The 13,976-nt window shown below is 50.0% G+C and carries 17 protein-coding genes and 1 tRNA gene; 11 read left to right on the forward strand and 7 right to left on the reverse strand.

Annotation, left to right across the window (positions count from 1 at the left end; translation table 11 throughout):
- Genes ACZ520_RS07490 through ACZ520_RS07505 form a run of 4 tightly spaced genes read left to right on the forward strand, consistent with a single transcriptional unit; the run spans nt 1 to nt 3,518 of the window.
- Nucleotides 1-900 carry a hypothetical protein gene (locus ACZ520_RS07490; protein WP_464127870.1) on the forward strand — a complete coding sequence of 300 codons (900 nt, stop codon included), beginning with the start codon at nt 1-3 and terminating at the stop codon, nt 898-900.
- The gene (gene mvaD, locus ACZ520_RS07495) at nt 897-1,877 is read left to right on the forward strand and encodes a diphosphomevalonate decarboxylase (protein WP_464127871.1); all 981 of its coding nucleotides are present in this window, start codon (nt 897-899) and stop codon (nt 1,875-1,877) included. Before ACZ520_RS07490 ends, mvaD begins: the two co-directional genes overlap by 4 nt.
- Nucleotides 1,867-2,754 carry a mevalonate kinase family protein gene (locus ACZ520_RS07500; protein ID WP_464127872.1) on the forward strand — a complete coding sequence of 296 codons (888 nt, stop codon included), beginning with the start codon at nt 1,867-1,869 and terminating at the stop codon, nt 2,752-2,754. Before mvaD ends, ACZ520_RS07500 begins: the two co-directional genes overlap by 11 nt.
- A 26-nt stretch (nt 2,755-2,780) precedes the next feature.
- A complete protein-coding gene (locus ACZ520_RS07505) occupies nt 2,781-3,518 on the forward strand; it encodes a DNA alkylation repair protein (RefSeq protein WP_464127873.1) in 738 nt (245 codons plus the stop codon).
- Between the two features lie 38 nt (nt 3,519-3,556).
- Here ACZ520_RS07505 and ACZ520_RS07510 read toward each other — a convergent pair whose 3' ends face one another.
- Genes ACZ520_RS07510 through ACZ520_RS07525 form a run of 4 tightly spaced genes read right to left on the reverse strand, consistent with a single transcriptional unit; the run spans nt 3,557 to nt 6,724 of the window.
- Entirely contained in the window at nt 3,557-4,312 is a 756-nt protein-coding gene (locus ACZ520_RS07510; protein ID WP_374032685.1) for a TrmH family RNA methyltransferase, read from the reverse strand.
- 8 nt (nt 4,313-4,320) lie between these two features.
- Nucleotides 4,321-4,734, reverse strand: coding sequence for a hypothetical protein (locus ACZ520_RS07515; protein WP_374032686.1), 414 nt, complete (start codon nt 4,732-4,734; stop codon nt 4,321-4,323).
- Nucleotides 4,731-5,858: a winged helix-turn-helix domain-containing protein gene (locus ACZ520_RS07520; protein WP_374032687.1), complete on the reverse strand. Its 1,128-nt coding sequence runs from the start codon at nt 5,856-5,858 to the stop codon at nt 4,731-4,733. The genes ACZ520_RS07515 and ACZ520_RS07520 overlap by 4 nt, the downstream gene beginning before the upstream one ends.
- A complete protein-coding gene (locus tag ACZ520_RS07525; RefSeq protein WP_416481132.1) occupies nt 5,858-6,724 on the reverse strand; it encodes a 16S rRNA (guanine(527)-N(7))-methyltransferase RsmG in 867 nt (288 codons plus the stop codon). The genes ACZ520_RS07520 and ACZ520_RS07525 overlap by 1 nt, the downstream gene beginning before the upstream one ends.
- A 111-nt stretch (nt 6,725-6,835) precedes the next feature.
- Between ACZ520_RS07525 and pheS the strand changes: the two genes are divergently transcribed.
- From pheS to ACZ520_RS07550, 5 genes are all read left to right on the forward strand, one after another.
- On the forward strand, nt 6,836-7,861 hold the full coding sequence (pheS, locus tag ACZ520_RS07530; protein ID WP_011164114.1) for a phenylalanine--tRNA ligase subunit alpha: 1,026 nt from the start codon (nt 6,836-6,838) through the stop codon (nt 7,859-7,861).
- Nucleotides 7,858-10,299 carry a phenylalanine--tRNA ligase subunit beta gene (pheT, locus tag ACZ520_RS07535; RefSeq protein ID WP_464127874.1) on the forward strand — a complete coding sequence of 814 codons (2,442 nt, stop codon included), beginning with the start codon at nt 7,858-7,860 and terminating at the stop codon, nt 10,297-10,299. Before pheS ends, pheT begins: the two co-directional genes overlap by 4 nt.
- 164 nt (nt 10,300-10,463) lie before the next feature.
- Nucleotides 10,464-10,796 carry an integration host factor subunit alpha gene (locus tag ACZ520_RS07540; RefSeq protein ID WP_038451770.1) on the forward strand — a complete coding sequence of 111 codons (333 nt, stop codon included), beginning with the start codon at nt 10,464-10,466 and terminating at the stop codon, nt 10,794-10,796.
- Nucleotides 10,768-11,310 (forward strand): MerR family transcriptional regulator, encoded by a 543-nt coding sequence (locus tag ACZ520_RS07545; protein WP_464127875.1) that lies wholly within the window; start codon nt 10,768-10,770, stop codon nt 11,308-11,310. The genes ACZ520_RS07540 and ACZ520_RS07545 overlap by 29 nt, the downstream gene beginning before the upstream one ends.
- Before the next feature lie 122 nt (nt 11,311-11,432).
- Nucleotides 11,433-11,509 (forward strand) — tRNA-Pro (locus ACZ520_RS07550).
- A 110-nt stretch (nt 11,510-11,619) separates the two neighbouring features.
- Here the strand turns inward: ACZ520_RS07550 and ACZ520_RS07555 are convergent.
- The 3 genes from ACZ520_RS07555 to ACZ520_RS07565 form a co-directional block, all read right to left on the reverse strand.
- Nucleotides 11,620-11,742, reverse strand: coding sequence for a hypothetical protein (locus ACZ520_RS07555; RefSeq protein ID WP_374032693.1), 123 nt, complete (start codon nt 11,740-11,742; stop codon nt 11,620-11,622).
- On the reverse strand, nt 11,739-12,506 hold the full coding sequence (locus ACZ520_RS07560; protein ID WP_416481135.1) for a hypothetical protein: 768 nt from the start codon (nt 12,504-12,506) through the stop codon (nt 11,739-11,741). The genes ACZ520_RS07555 and ACZ520_RS07560 overlap by 4 nt, the downstream gene beginning before the upstream one ends.
- Nucleotides 12,507-12,614: 108 nt before the next feature.
- Complete coding sequence (locus ACZ520_RS07565; protein ID WP_416481136.1) at nt 12,615-13,079, reverse strand: hypothetical protein; 465 nt, start codon at nt 13,077-13,079, stop codon at nt 12,615-12,617.
- A gap of 296 nt (nt 13,080-13,375) precedes the next feature.
- On the opposite strand from ACZ520_RS07565, the gene ACZ520_RS07570 reads away from it, so the two are divergent.
- Together ACZ520_RS07570 and ACZ520_RS07575 are read left to right on the forward strand one after the other, a co-directional pair.
- Nucleotides 13,376-13,561, forward strand: coding sequence for a hypothetical protein (locus ACZ520_RS07570; protein WP_374032696.1), 186 nt, complete (start codon nt 13,376-13,378; stop codon nt 13,559-13,561).
- 9 nt (nt 13,562-13,570) lie between these two features.
- A complete protein-coding gene (locus ACZ520_RS07575; RefSeq protein WP_374032697.1) occupies nt 13,571-13,960 on the forward strand; it encodes a four-helix bundle copper-binding protein in 390 nt (129 codons plus the stop codon).
- The last annotated feature ends 16 nt before the right edge of the window (nt 13,961-13,976 follow it).

The raw sequence follows: 13,976 nt of genomic DNA on the forward strand, positions 1-13,976 counted from the left end.
TTGTCTCTGGTCTTCTCCGTTCCCGGAAAAACATTTATTGCAGGTGAATACCTGGCTCTGGCGGAAGGACCGACACTGTTCTTCCTTTCGCAGCCGTGCTTTGAAACGGAAATCTCCCGCGGCAAGGGCGATGTTCTCGGCATTCACCCGGAAAGCCCGGCCGGGGTTTTCATGAGCAAACACCGGGGTTATTTCAGAAACTTTGATATCGCTTTCCGCGATGCTTATTCCGGCAAAGGCGGCTTTGGCGCTTCGACGGCGCAGTTCCTTTCAGTCTATGCAATGTGGCTTTATAAAGAGGCCCATCAAATGGACATGGAAAAGTATCTCGATTTCAAGCACATGCTTGAAGTGTATTACCATGTTGCCTGGAACGGGCAGGGGCAGCGCCCAAGTGGTGCGGACCTGGTGGCACAACTTAAAGGATCCATGACCTTCTTTGAAAAACGCCGGGGGATGATCTCTGTGTCCAACTGGCCGTTTGATGATCTGGAATTGTTGCTGGTTCATACCGGCAACAAGCTTGCGACCCACGAACACCTGCGCACTTTGCCGGTGTTCCCGACGGCAGGCCTTGAAAGTGCCATGCTGACGATCCGTGATGCTTTCGACAAAATCGACAGCGCTCGTTTTGTTGAAGGGGTCAAAGCCTACGCCCAGGAACTGTTAAAATTGAATTTCACCTGTGAACCAACGCTGAAACTTTTGGCGGACATCAATCAAATCCCGGGGGTTAAAGCCGCCAAAGGTTGTGGCGCCTTGGGGGTTGATGTGATGGCAATTGTCACCGCCAAAGGTCAAACCGCAGGTGTTAAAGCCTACTGTGAAAGCAAGGGCCTGTCCGTGCTTTCTTCCTCTGATAAAATCTCGTCCGGACTTCAGGTCCGAGGTAGCCTATGAAACAAGTGACTGTATCTGCTCCATCCAATATCGCTCTTATCAAGTATATGGGTAAGATCGAGGGCACGGGCAATAAACCGACCAACGGTTCTTTGTCCTATACTTTGGAAAACCTGCGCACCTATGTTCGATTGACCGAAATCGAAGCGTCCGAAGACCAGTGGAAACCCTTGGTTCGTGAAGACCTTCAAAAAATCGAATTGTCTGAAAAAGGCCAGCAGCGCTTCATCAAGCACCTGCAAAACTTGAAAGACAAGTGGGGCGTAAAACAAAACTTCCTGATTGAATCCGCAAACAACTTCCCATCAGACTGCGGTTTGGCTAGCTCGGCATCAAGCTTTGCGGCTTTGACTTTGGCAGCGGCGGAAATGTTTCAGCAGATCAACCCGCAGCCGTGGGGCGCGGATAAAAAATATCTTTCCGAGCTTTCCCGCCAGGGTTCGGGTTCTTCCTGCCGTTCGTTGTTCACACCGTGGGCTCTGTGGCAGCACGAATACGCTGAGCCAATGGGGTTTGAAGTCAAAAACCTGCACCACATGGTGGTGATTGTCGAAGACTCTAAAAAAGAGGTTTCCAGTTCTGAAGCGCATAAGCTTGTGACCACAAGCCCGCGCTTCACGGGGCGTCCCGAGCGTGCAGAACTGCGCCTGAAGGACCTCAGCATGGCCCTGCAGTTTAACGACTGGCATATCGCACGCCAGATTGTCTGGGATGAGTTCATCGACATGCACCGTCTGTTTGAAACCAGCACGCCGTCTTTCACTTACATGAATGACGGATCCAAAAAGGTTCTGGAGGATTGCCAGGCCTTTTGGAACAAATGGCAAGATGGCCCTTTGGTGACCATGGATGCCGGGGCCAACGTGCATTTGTTGTTCCGCCACGATCAAAAGAAGCAGTTCGCACAATATCGTGAGCATTTTGAAAAGGACTTCAAGGTCATGGCCTTTGAAGGTGTGAAAGACAATGTCCATTGATTTCACCTGCAAAGCCTTTGGTAAATGCATCATAGCTGGTGAGCACGCGGTTTTGCGTGGTGTGCCGGCGGTGGTGTTCCCCATCCAGTCCCGCAATCTGGATTTAAGTTATTCCCGCGGCGAGCAACCGTTGGAGCTTCGTCTGGTGGGTGATCACGGCAAAGAATTGCAATTACTGGTGTGGGGCGTGCTTGAAAAGGCTTGCGAGCTTAAAGGCATCAAACGCACAGATTTAAAAGGCACCCTGTTGCTTGAATCCTCCATTCCAGTGGGGGCGGGCATGGGCGCTTCGGCCGCTCTTTGTGTGGCCCTGACTCGCTGGTTGGGGTATCTGGGGTACGTTGTTGAAGAGGACTATTATGAGTTCGCGCGCAACCTGGAAAACCTTTTCCATGGTGAATCCAGTGGTGTTGATATTGCCGTTGCCTTAAGTGGTGAAGGCTTGCGCTTTGTCCGTAACGGCGAAAAGAAACCTTTGACCCCGGCATGGAAACCGCACTGGTATATCTCTTATTCCGGCAAACGCGGTGTCACCGTGGATGCTGTGAACAAAGTGAAAGACCTGCTTCTGAAAAACCCAACGGTGGGCGAACAAATCGACCAGCAGATGGCTGAAGCCGTGGGGATCTTGGAAACAGCCCTGAAGATGGATGAAAAAACAGGCCTGCCAGTTTTGGCAAAAGCCCTGACTTTGGCGGGTGATTGTTTTGAAAAGTGGGACCTGAACGAAGGCGAACCCGCAAAGCACATCGCCTGGCTCAAAGAACAAGGCGCCCTGGCCGTAAAACCAACCGGCTCTGGCGGTGGCGGCTATGTCCTGTCCTTGTGGACCTCACTGCCTCCAGCAGAAATCCAATCTCAACTAATCCCCTGCTAAAAGGTGCCTGGTTGAAGGCGGCGAGCATGAAGAAAGAGTCAGGCATTTCGCAAGCATTGTCAGCGGTATCGCAGTTGCAAAAGGACGTTCAAAGTCAGGCGGATGCCAGTAGAGCCGTCATTTTGCAAAGATTCTTTAAAACCGGAAAAGGCGAGTATGCCGAGGGTGATGTCTTTCTTGGCCTGACCGTTCCGCAAAGCCGTAAGATCGCGAAAAAATATGCTTCAGCTCTTAATTTGAAAGAGATTGATACACTGATGAAATCCCCAAATCACGAAGAGCGTCTAATAGCTCTGCTGATTTTGGTGTCTCAGTTTCAAGAGGCCTCTGAAAAAGAACAAACCCGTATCTTTAAGCTTTATATCAAGAATTCAAAGTACGTGAACAACTGGGACCTGGTGGACACTTCCGCTCCGGCCATCGTCGGTGGCTATCTGCTAAATCGAGATCGTTCGGTTCTGAAGAAACTCGCGACATCCAAGAACCTGTGGCAGCGCCGGATTGCCATGTTGGCGACGTTTCATTTTATCTATAATGGCGAATCCGCTGACACACTTAAGATCGCAAAGCTTCTGTTGAAGGACGAGCACGACCTGATTCACAAGGCGGTGGGCTGGATGCTGCGAGAAATGGGTAAAAAGGTCAGCGAAGAAAAACTGCTGAAGTTTCTGGATCAACATGCGGCCAAGATGCCCAGAACGATGCTGCGCTATTCTTTGGAAAAACTGCCGGCAGAAAAGCGCAAACACTACATGAGCAAATAAAACAGGCGCAGATCATACCTGCGCCATGATCGAATCAATCAGCGATGCTGACAAGAATAGCTGTACAGCGCGATGCTGCCAGCCACGGTGGCATTTAAGGATTCCACGCTTTGAGTGGCCACAGACAGACGCTGCAGGTTCTTAATCCCACTAAAGCCGGGGCCTTCTTCGCCCAAGGCAATACGCACATTTTTTGGCCATTTGAAGTTCGCGACACTTTCGCCCTTCATGTCCAAAGCATAGATCTGATCGTTGTTGGAAACAAAGTCAGCGAACTTGCCGATTTTAAACAAAGGCAGTTTCAGCAAAGCCCCCGCAGAAGCCTTGATCGCTTTCGGGTGGTACGGAGAGCAGCTTTCTTCTGTCAGAATCATTTTGCTTGCCCCAAAAGCCAAAGACGAGCGCGCCAAAGCTCCCAAATTGGAAGGATCACCCAAGGGGGAAATCACTTCCAGACCTTCCGCTTTTGCAGTTGTAAGCGGAGCGATCTCTTTCGGTTCCAGAACCAAAAGATTGTAGTGTGTGCCCACAACGTCAATTTCGTTAAACAGTGCTTTGGGCAGTTTGAAAACCGGGATGCGCTGGCCTTTTAATTTAGGTGCGGTCAGCGTCACGGATTTCAGATCCTCGTGCACGATTTCGCCCTTGATCCGGAAGTTCGGGTTTTCCAAAAACTCTTCGATCAGCTTTTCGCCCATCAGAATAAATTCAGAATGTTTTTTAATTCCGCGCGCAGAGCTTAGATCGCTCCAGCGGCGGAAATGGTCGTTGGTTTTAGAGCTGATTTCAATCACGGCTGATCCTACTCGCGGCGGTAAAGTTTCAGGTCGAAGTACTTCTGCGGACCTTTGATAATACGAATCTTGGTGCCGTCCAGGTCTCTAAAGACAATCACGTCATAGAAGTGGGTCAGATCCATGGCGATCTTGCCATAGAACATCGGACCACTGGCTTCCAGCCAGCCTGTGGCTTTATGAGTGAACAGGGCATTGGACTTAATTCGTAAAGTGGAAAGGGCATCGCCTTCACGCATTTCCAGATTCACAAACCAGATGGAGTTGTGATCGTAAGCCACCCAGTCGCCCTGAAGTTGTTCGCAAGTGACCGGAGTCAGTGAAACAACCGTTGGCCATGGAATGACGGGGTCACCACCCGGGCCGCGGGCATGGGCTGAAATACTGAAAACAGCGAGAAGAACTAACAGGAGTGTTTTCATAAAGTGGCTTCCTCCGATTGTCTGAAATGCACAGATGATTGCGGATTAAAGTAATAACCTTTGCGGTCGCGCAGGATGTACCTTGGACTTTCCATGTCAGGCTCAAGCAGCGCGCGCAGTCGTTTGATCGAAACGTAAATCAGATTGTCATGCAGTTCAGGGTCGTAAGCCTGCTGCCAAATGATCTCGATCAAATCTTCCTTGGAATAACGGGTGCCGGCCTTTTTAATGAACAACAAAGCCAGGTCAAAGAGAATGTGCTGATTGCGGAAGTCGATCAGACCCTTGTTGCGCTCTTGAACACTGCGCGCGGCCTCGTCGATCTGGAAGTCAAACTGAGGCGCATTCTTAACAATGTCCTCCGGGCACATTTGGCGGATGAACTTATAAACGCGCGGCAGACGGGTTTTGTCAGTTCCACGCAATGCCAGCTCTGCGTAAATGCGATAAGCTTCTTTGTTACCGAGCTCGCGGTTCACATGGGCCATTTGCGCCAGAATACGGGAAATCAGCAGATGAAAGCCGTGCAGTTTGGCTTGTTCATAGCAGTCCCACAAAAGATCATTCGCCGCTTCCAGTTTCCCGGTTTGGGTGAAGATGTGGGTGCGGAGCAGGCGGGAGGTCAACTGCATTTCGGCGTTGTCCATTTCAGCCAAAATGGTGTCGAGCTTGTTTAGTTGCAACAGGCTTTGCGCAAACTGGGCCGGTTCAAAAGCGCGAGTCATCGCGTTGGTGAACAGGGCGCGCACCAGAGTGTCCAAGTCACCAGTTTGAGTGGCTTTGGCGATAGCAGAATTGATGTAGTCTTCGGATTCCTGCAATTTGCCGTTCGCCAAAAGCCAGGAACCGATCAGGTTTTCAGCCATGGCCTGCAGGCGCTCATCGCTTGTGTTGCGACTTAAAGTGAGAGTCTGATCGATCACGGACTGGGCTTCAGAAAGTTCTTCCAGCTCATGACAGCATTGGAAGTACAGACGGGCAGATTCGATCCAGTCCTGGGAAAGTCCTTGGGCTGAAGCCTCCACCATGGCTTCTTCACTCAATAAACGGGCCTCGTGCAGCGCCCCTTTACGGTGCTGCAAACGTGCCAGTTGCAATGAAGTGTTCTGGGTGGAGTTTGACATCAGTATTTAGCCCAGCGTCTTTTTTCTTCGTTGGAAAGCTCGTCCATCAACAGCTCTTCGCCTTCATCTTCTTCCGGCAAAGGCATGTTTTTGATTTTTTCATAAACGACCAGACGGCGTTCATGCGGAGTTTGCGGCAGGGAATACGCCACGTCCTGAACCAGTTTGTAGTACTCGCTCCAGTCCTTTTTGGCGGCTTCAATTTCAGGTCCCACGCCGGGGCCTTTCATGAAGTAAACGCGGCCGCCGACTTCAAGGCAGCTCATCACGTTCCCCAGAGTGTTGCCGATATCTTCCACCGCGCGGGTGATGGCGCCGCGAACAGGGTACACGCAATGTTTGTTGATATTGCGGCCCAGAATGTCGAGTTTTGGCAGGTTCATTTCGCTGCGGACATGCTTGAGGAATTCCACACGGCGCTGAACGCCTTCGCCCAACAGGATCTGTTGATCCGGGTACATGATTTTAAGGGGAATCCCCGGGAAGCCGGGGCCCGTGCCCACGTCCAGCAGTGGGAACTGCAGGTTTGTATATTTTGTGATAATGATGCTGTCGATGAAGTGCTTGATGGCCACGTCACGCAATTTCAGAAGTCTTGTGAAGTTCTCTTTTTCCTGATTCAGCATCAAAAGGCGGTAAAAGTGCGCCAGTTGCTGTCTTTGGCTGTGGCTGACCAGATCAAATCCGTGATTGCGGAAGACATCAGCAAGGCGGTCATTGGCCTCATGGATGTCATAGATCGTCTCTGGTTTCTTATGGCGGCCCATGTTGGAGGTCGCAGGAGGTGCGCCAGCGCCTTTGGACCCATGACGGGCTTCTTGGCGGGCTTTATACGGACTGTAGTTGGTCTTGTTCTTATGGGCCATAGCAGTCGGGGGAACATAGGTCTAAAGCCCTTAAACCTCAAGTCTTTTCTGCGCCGTGTGTAAAAGCTAAATGCTTGAAAATACGGGCCTCCGGGGGGATATTGAGAACCTATGTCGACGACCAAACTTGATTCCATCAAAGATAACGCCCTGGCGGCCTTTAAAGCGGCCCCCAGCTCCAAAGACCTCTATGATCTGAAAGTTCAGTACCTGGGTAAAAGCGGGTCCCTGACTGAAATCATGAAAGAAATGGCTTCTTTGCCAAAAGAGGAAAAGCCTCTGTTTGGTAAAAAAGTAAATGAAGTGAAGCAGCTTCTGGAAGCCGCATACACCGAAGCAGAAGACGCTCTGAAAAAGAAAGAGATCTCTGCCAAAATGGCGGCCGAGGAAATCGACATGACCTTGCCGGCGTTCTCCCAGCCAAAGGGGACCGCGCACCCGGTGAATATCGTGGTGGAAGAAATCTTCACCGTGATGTCCCGCTTGGGTTACAGCATCCGCACGGGTCCGATGATCGAGAAGGATTATTATAACTTTGAAGCCCTGAACATTCCGGCGGATCACCCGGCGCGTGACATGGCCGACACCTTCTTCGTCGACAAAACCCACGTTTTGAGAACTCACACTTCACCGATTCAAATCCATTCTTTGGAAAATGAAGAGCTTCCTCTGCGTGTGATCGGGACGGGTCCGGTGTTCCGTTGCGACAGCGATATTTCTCACTTGCCGAACTTCCATCAGATTGAAGCTTTGTGCGTGGATGAGAAAATCTCGATGGCGGACCTGAAAGGGACCATCAGCTTCTTCGTGCGTGAGTTCTTCGGTCCGGGTCTGAAAACCCGTTTCCGTCCAAGCTATTTTCCGTTTACCGAGCCATCTGCGGAAGTGGATTGCTCTTGCCCGATCTGTAAAGGCAAAGGCTGTTCTTTGTGCAAACAAAGCGGCTGGATTGAAATCGGCGGTTGCGGTCTGGTGAACCCGAAAGTGTTCCAGGCGGCAAAAATTGAATATCCTAAGTGGCAGGGCTTTGCCTTCGGCTTTGGTGTTGAGCGTATGGCCATCATCAAGTACGGCATCGAAGACATCCGTTTGTTCCCTGAAAACGACGTAAGATTCTTAAGGCAGTTTGTAAAATGAAGATCAGTTTAAAATGGCTCCATGATTATGTTGATGTGACCGAATTCTTCCAAAAGCCGGAAGTGCTGGCGGAAGCTTTGACCCGTGGCGGTTTGGAGGTTGAAGAAATCACCAATCGCGCAAAAGACTTCAATCACGTGGTGATTGGTCACATCCTTGAAAAAGACAAACACCCGAATGCGGATAAGCTTTCCCTGTGCCGTGTTTCCACGGGCGAGGGTGTGGTTCATCAAATCGTGTGTGGCGCACAAAACCACAAAGCGGGGGACCGTGTGATCGTGGCTTTGCCGGGGGCAGTACTGCCGGGCAATTTTGCGATTAAAAAATCAGCGGTTCGTGGTGTGGATTCTGCCGGCATGCTGTGCTCTTTGAAAGAGCTGGGCCTGGCGACGGAATCGGAAGGCATCGCGATTTTGCCAGCGGATGCTCCGGTGGGTAAAGCTTATGCGGAATACGGCGGTTATGACGACGTGACTTTCGAACTGAAAGTGACGGCGAACCGTGCAGACTGTCTGTCGCACTTCGGTTTGGCGCGTGAGGTTTCCACTTTGTTCGGTAAAGAACTGAAAGTGCCTTCCTCTGAAATCAAAACCAACGGCAAATCCACCAAGTCTGAAATTGCTTTGGACGTCAAAGCCTTCGATCTGTGCCCTCGTTATGCGGGTCGTTTCTTGAAGGGTGTGAAAGTGGGACCAAGTCCTGCTTGGTTGAAAGCGCGTCTTGAAAGCGTAGGCATGAATTCCATCAACAACATCGTGGACGTGACAAACTACGTGATGTTGGAGCTGGGTCAGCCATTGCACGCCTTTGATGCGGCCTTCATCAACGGTAAAAAAATCATCGTGGACCGTGCCGTTGCTGGTGAAAAATTCATCACACTGGACGGAACTGAAATCGCTCTGAACGGCGCTGAACTGACCATTCGTGATGTGAATCATCCGGTGTGTCTGGCGGGTGTTGTGGGTGGCAAAAACTCGGGCGTTTCTGATTCCACGACCGAAGTGTTCCTGGAAGCGGCTTACTTCCTGCCGATGAGTGCGCGTAAAACTTCACGATCTCACGGTATCGACACGGATTCTTCTTACCGCTTTGCCCGTGGTGTGGATCCGGATGGAACTTTGCGCGGCTTGAACCGTGCAGCCGCTTTGATTTTGGAAGTGGCGGGTGGCGAAGCTTATGCAGATCATCATGACTTCTATCCAAATCCGGTGAAAAAAGCGCCGGTGGATATCACCATCAAAACGGTTTCTGATCGTTTGGGTTATGAGGCTGAAGAACACAAGTTCGTCGACTTCATGAAACGTCTGGGTTGTGAAATCAACAAAAACGGCGAAACTTTCACGATTCTGCCGCCGACCTTCCGTTTCGATATCGAACAGGACATGGACCTGGTGGAAGAATACGCTCGCCTGAACGGGTATGAGCATATTCCAGAGGCGTTGCCGGCTTTGGCGGCAGCTCCAAGCTTCCAGGATAAGACTTTCATGTTGAACCGTACCACCAGCGAACTGTTGCGTGGTGAGGGCTTCCAGCAAGCGGTGAACTTTGCCTTTGTTGGTTCCAAAGCTCAAAAAGCATTCTTGGGTTCTTTGGAGGCTTTGAAAGCGACGGGTCTGGCAGCCACTGAAAAGGAAATCCGCATCCTGAATCCTCTGAATGAGGAAATGGATGTGATGAGAAGTTCCCTGAGCTTTGGTCTGTTCAGAAACCTGAACCATAACTTCCACGCTGGCAACATGCAGGGTCGACTGTTTGAGATCGGCAGCACGTTCTTTGTTAAGGATGACGGCAGTTTTGCGGAAGGCAGCCGTGCCGGGATGGCTATCTGGGGTCGCGCAAGCAACCTTTGGAACAAATCCCTGGATTATCCGGTTGTTTACGAACTTAAAGCGGCAGTTGAAGTTCTTTTGAAGTCTTTGAATATCTCTTCTTACACGTGGGTGACTCCTGCGAATAAGTCCGAAGTTCCAGAGTTCTTGCATCAAGGGCAGTTCGCGCAGCTTTTGGTGGAAGGTAAGAAAGTGGGCTTCATCGGGACACTTCATCCGCTTCTGCTTGAGGACAATAAGATCCGTGTTCCTGCGGCTTTGGCTGAATTGGATCTGGATCAGCTTTATAAAGGCCAGCCTCGTCCATATCGTATCCAAAGCGTGTCCAAGTTCCCGATTGTGGAGCGTGACTTCGCCTTTGTGATGCCAAAAACCCTGAAAGTCGGCGATGTCCTGAAAGACATTCGGAAGGCTGGAGCTGGTTTGCTTCTGAATGTGGACGTCTTTGACCTGTATGAAGGCGAAAAGATGGAAGCGGGCAAGAAGTCCGTGGCGATTCGTATTTGGCTGCAGGATAAAAATGCCACACTGCAAGAAACCCAGATTAACGAGACAACAACCAAGATTCTAGAGAGTTTGAAGAAGAATTTTGATCTTTCTGTGAGATAAATTCTTGATTGTTTTCAGTTAGTTGTTAGGCTTTATGTATCGGCTTCAGCCGGAAGTGCTGCAGCCCCGGCAGGGGCGAAAGCTGGATCAGCTTATGTAGCACTTGAAGAATTTTAATGGAGTGAATGACTATTATGGCAGGCCAGAACTTAGGTAAATCAACTGTGACTAAGGCCGATATCGTCGAGAACGTATATCAGAAGATCGGTTTCTCCAAGAAAGAGGCTTCTGAATTGGTGGAACTTGTTTTCGACACCTTGAAGACTGTTCTTCAAGATGGTGAAAAAGTTAAGATTTCTGGTTTCGGTAATTTCGTTGTTCGTGGCAAGAACGAGCGTATTGGTCGCAACCCGCAAACAGGGGAGCAGATCAAGATCTCTGCACGCCGTGTTCTTACTTTCCGTCCGTCTCAGGTTTTGAAGGCGATGTTGAACGGTGAAGAGTACGCTCACTTAAAAGATGAGGACGATGATGATGACTACGACGACAATGAGTAATCCGTCCCTGGAGGCTGACAGCTCCGAGCTGTCGCTAGGGGATCATCATATTGATTTTGTCGAAGAGACCGAAAAAGCCACTTCCGTTCCTGTGACGGTGGCGACTCCAATTTCCATCCCAGCGATGCTGTGTGATGAGAAGCTTCTGGAAGAAATCAATGCCATTCCGGACAAAATGGGTTTCAAGATCGGCGACGTGGCCGAAATCCTGGGCATCAAACAATATGTTCTTCGTTACTGGGAAACAGAGTTTGAAGTTCTTCGTCCTAAAAAAGCTTCCAATAATCAGCGCATGTACACTCGTAAAGACGTGGAAAATGCTTTGTTGATCAGAAAGCTTTTGCACCGTGACCGCTTCTCTATCGAGGGTGCACGCAATGCGATGAAAGAGCTGAAAGCTCACGTGAAGAAAGAAAAAGACATGACTCAAGTGTACCACAAACTTGAGGGCATCAACGAAGCGGTGGAGGATCTGATCCTCGACATCCGCAGAGTCCGTCAGATTTTCAAATAGTTTTAAAAAAAGGCCTCTTACGAGGCCTTTTTTGTTTTAGACGGTTCCTGTTTGTTATGCGTGGAAGGTCCCAAAAGCTGCTTGCCGTAAAGTTAAATGGCTTTGTACGATATTGGGGTCGTCTGCGCGTGGCTCAGCTTGGTAGAGCACTTGCTTGGGGTGCAAGAGGTCGCTGGTTCAAATCCAGTCGCGCAGACCACTTTTGAGTTGCCATTTTCAGCTTACATCGCATCGAAATCTTCAGCGCCTCAAAACATAAAACCGCCCAGTGGGTGGTGTGATCAAAAACGCCTTTGGAGTTCGTCATGGTTATTTGTTGCTGCCATTTTTCGGGGAGGAATTCCCTGAGCCGCCGGCCGAACCGCCGCCGCGGGCAGAGCCTTGTGAGGCCGCTAAAAGGATCAGTAAAAGAACGCTGATAAATTGCTTCATGAGGGCTCCTGAAGAGTGTCGATAACATTGAACATAAAAATGGGCAAAGATCCTCGGGACGAAGGATCTTCCAGCAGGCGCATTTTATCCTTAAAGGCCTGCACGTCGATATCGAGCCACTTGCGATAGGTGGCTTCGTTGATGGATTCAAAAAACAAATTCATATAGTTCGCGTAATTTTCATCCGTCCGCGCGGGTTTGGAATACTTTTCTGTCAGGCGCAGGCCCACAGCCTTGATTGCTTCGGCGGAAAATGTCGAACGATTGCTGCCCAAGGCATACCGTCCATTTTCAAGCTGGCGCAGCACGTTCATCTGCAACATTTTCTGCAGAATATCCAGGCCGTACTCACCAAAGCGGCTTCGGACAAACTTAAGGTCAAAAGGCCTGGTGTCAGCAAGTACATAGAGTTCTGAAAAGCAGGGATCCTTGATCAGTTCCTGTTCGATGCTGACGTTGTATTTGTACAGCGGGGAGGATTTTAGCTGGGGATCGGTGCGCTTCATTTTTTCTTGAATCAGAACCGGGGCCGAATTCAGCATTTGCCCCAGATCGGTGGTTCCCATCAGGCAGGAGTACAGCTTGTACAAAGTTTGATAAGTGGGGTTGTGTTCTTTCAAAACCAGTCGTCGCAGGGTCTTTGTATGAATACGGGTCTTTGCCGACAGTTGCTGCAGGCCCTTGCGGGGGTCTTTGTGACGTTGCAAAAACCGGCCAATGTCCTGGCTGACTTGATCCTGAATCGATGCGGTGGATTCCTGCATTGACGACCTCGCTTGTTTCCCGATGACGTATTGGTGCCGACGGTATTTGGCAAGTTTCAAAAGTGAAACCCGAGGCTCGGTTGAAGAGCCTCGGGTGAAAAATGCAGCCTAGTGGCAGGAAGGAACAGTCAAAGCCTTGTTGAACAAGAATTTGTAAGTGTCATTGCGAGAGCTCATTTTTTTGGAAACTTTCACATTCACAGTCAGTGGGTAAGTGCCAGAGACAACTTTGTCTGTGCAAACTTCACGGTTTTTGCCGATGTATTTGCAGTCAGAAACTGTGCGAGTGTAGTTGATTGGAGTGTAAAGGTATTTGTAGCCCGTGATGACTTCTTTGGAGCGATTTTTACCGATGAAGATAGTTTCTTTTTGAGCAACGGCCTTTTTGGTTCTTAGCATGTTTCCGTCAACGCAAACGAAAGTGTAGTCCACAGCGTGACCCATGAAAACAACCGGTGCGTCGATTTTCAGGTTGGTGTCGGCCATTAGAACTTCCCAGGAAGTATCAGCTGTGTGAGCGGATGCCACGGAAGCAGAAATCAACAAAGCGATCATTGCGAATACATTTTTCATAAATTCTCCTTTTGGTTTGTTTGATGAATCCTGATTCCACCAGATTCCGCGACGATTCAATCAGAATTGCGGGCGGGATTGAAGTTTCCCGGACAAGTTTCTTTGTGTCCGGATTTGGCCTGGACAACCCGGTGTTTGTCCTTGGGCTGTATATTTTTTCCATTTGTCAGCCAGCAAATTTGTTTGAAGGGGCATCTGATTCTTATCACTTCCTTCGCCAAATTTGGGGTTGAGCTACGCGAGGATCCAATGACTTTGTTATCCTAGAAGGGAACTTTTGCAACAAGGAGGCTAGCATGTCTGGTCATCATAAAAACAAAGGTTTTAGTCAAACAAGCAAGCGCTTTGATGGGGCTTTGAAGGCTCAACACCAGCGCAGTCGCAGCAAACAGATGGACCACTCTGCCGATCACCGCGAGGAAGAATCCGAAAGCCGTGAGTCTCAGAACGTGTCTACATCCAAAAAGAATCCACGAGCTTAAGGGGGCTTTATGAAAATGAATCCTTTGCAGGACAGCGATACGGCGAAGTGTATCAATTTTTGTTTTACAACCTACAGGGTCTGTCTGGAGACGCTCAATCACGTTCAGGAGCAGGGGATGCGCTTTGCTCAGACCGAACTGACGTCGTTGTTGCAGCTTTGTGCTGACACCTGCGATCTGCATGCGCGAATGGAAATGGCTGAGGCGGAATTTGCCCCTCAGGCGGCCGAGTTGTGTTTTCAGATCTGCAATCGCACCGCGCTGGAATGTGAAAAGTTCCCGGAAGATCCGATGGTGATCAAGTGCGCCGACATCTGTCGCAAGTGTGCCGAGCACTGCCGGGGCATGGCTGGAATGACGGTGCGGGTGAAGCCTTCTCAGATGTCTGCTCGACTGTAGACTGCTTCTTCTTTGC

The sequence above is a fragment of the Bdellovibrio sp. BIS2 genome (genome assembly GCF_055398295.1).

What these genes read in the sequence shown, in the direction of transcription:
- mvaD (WP_464127871.1), top strand. Translation starts at nt 897, where the DNA reads ATGAAACAAGTGACTGTATCTGCTCCATCCAATATCGCTCTTATCAAG.
- ACZ520_RS07500 (WP_464127872.1), top strand. Translation starts at nt 1,867, where the DNA reads ATGTCCATTGATTTCACCTGCAAAGCCTTTGGTAAATGCATCATAGCT.
- ACZ520_RS07505 (WP_464127873.1), top strand. Translation starts at nt 2,781, where the DNA reads ATGAAGAAAGAGTCAGGCATTTCGCAAGCATTGTCAGCGGTATCGCAG.
- ACZ520_RS07515 (WP_374032686.1), bottom strand. Translation starts at nt 4,734, where the DNA reads ATGAAAACACTCCTGTTAGTTCTTCTCGCTGTTTTCAGTATTTCAGCC.
- ACZ520_RS07520 (WP_374032687.1), bottom strand. Translation starts at nt 5,858, where the DNA reads ATGTCAAACTCCACCCAGAACACTTCATTGCAACTGGCACGTTTGCAG.
- ACZ520_RS07525 (WP_416481132.1), bottom strand. Translation starts at nt 6,724, where the DNA reads ATGGCCCATAAGAACAAGACCAACTACAGTCCGTATAAAGCCCGCCAA.
- pheS (WP_011164114.1), top strand. Translation starts at nt 6,836, where the DNA reads ATGTCGACGACCAAACTTGATTCCATCAAAGATAACGCCCTGGCGGCC.
- pheT (WP_464127874.1), top strand. Translation starts at nt 7,858, where the DNA reads ATGAAGATCAGTTTAAAATGGCTCCATGATTATGTTGATGTGACCGAA.
- ACZ520_RS07545 (WP_464127875.1), top strand. Translation starts at nt 10,768, where the DNA reads ATGATGATGACTACGACGACAATGAGTAATCCGTCCCTGGAGGCTGAC.
- ACZ520_RS07555 (WP_374032693.1), bottom strand. Translation starts at nt 11,742, where the DNA reads ATGAAGCAATTTATCAGCGTTCTTTTACTGATCCTTTTAGCGGCCTCA.
- ACZ520_RS07560 (WP_416481135.1), bottom strand. Translation starts at nt 12,506, where the DNA reads ATGCAGGAATCCACCGCATCGATTCAGGATCAAGTCAGCCAGGACATT.
- ACZ520_RS07565 (WP_416481136.1), bottom strand. Translation starts at nt 13,079, where the DNA reads ATGAAAAATGTATTCGCAATGATCGCTTTGTTGATTTCTGCTTCCGTG.
- ACZ520_RS07570 (WP_374032696.1), top strand. Translation starts at nt 13,376, where the DNA reads ATGTCTGGTCATCATAAAAACAAAGGTTTTAGTCAAACAAGCAAGCGC.
- ACZ520_RS07575 (WP_374032697.1), top strand. Translation starts at nt 13,571, where the DNA reads ATGAAAATGAATCCTTTGCAGGACAGCGATACGGCGAAGTGTATCAAT.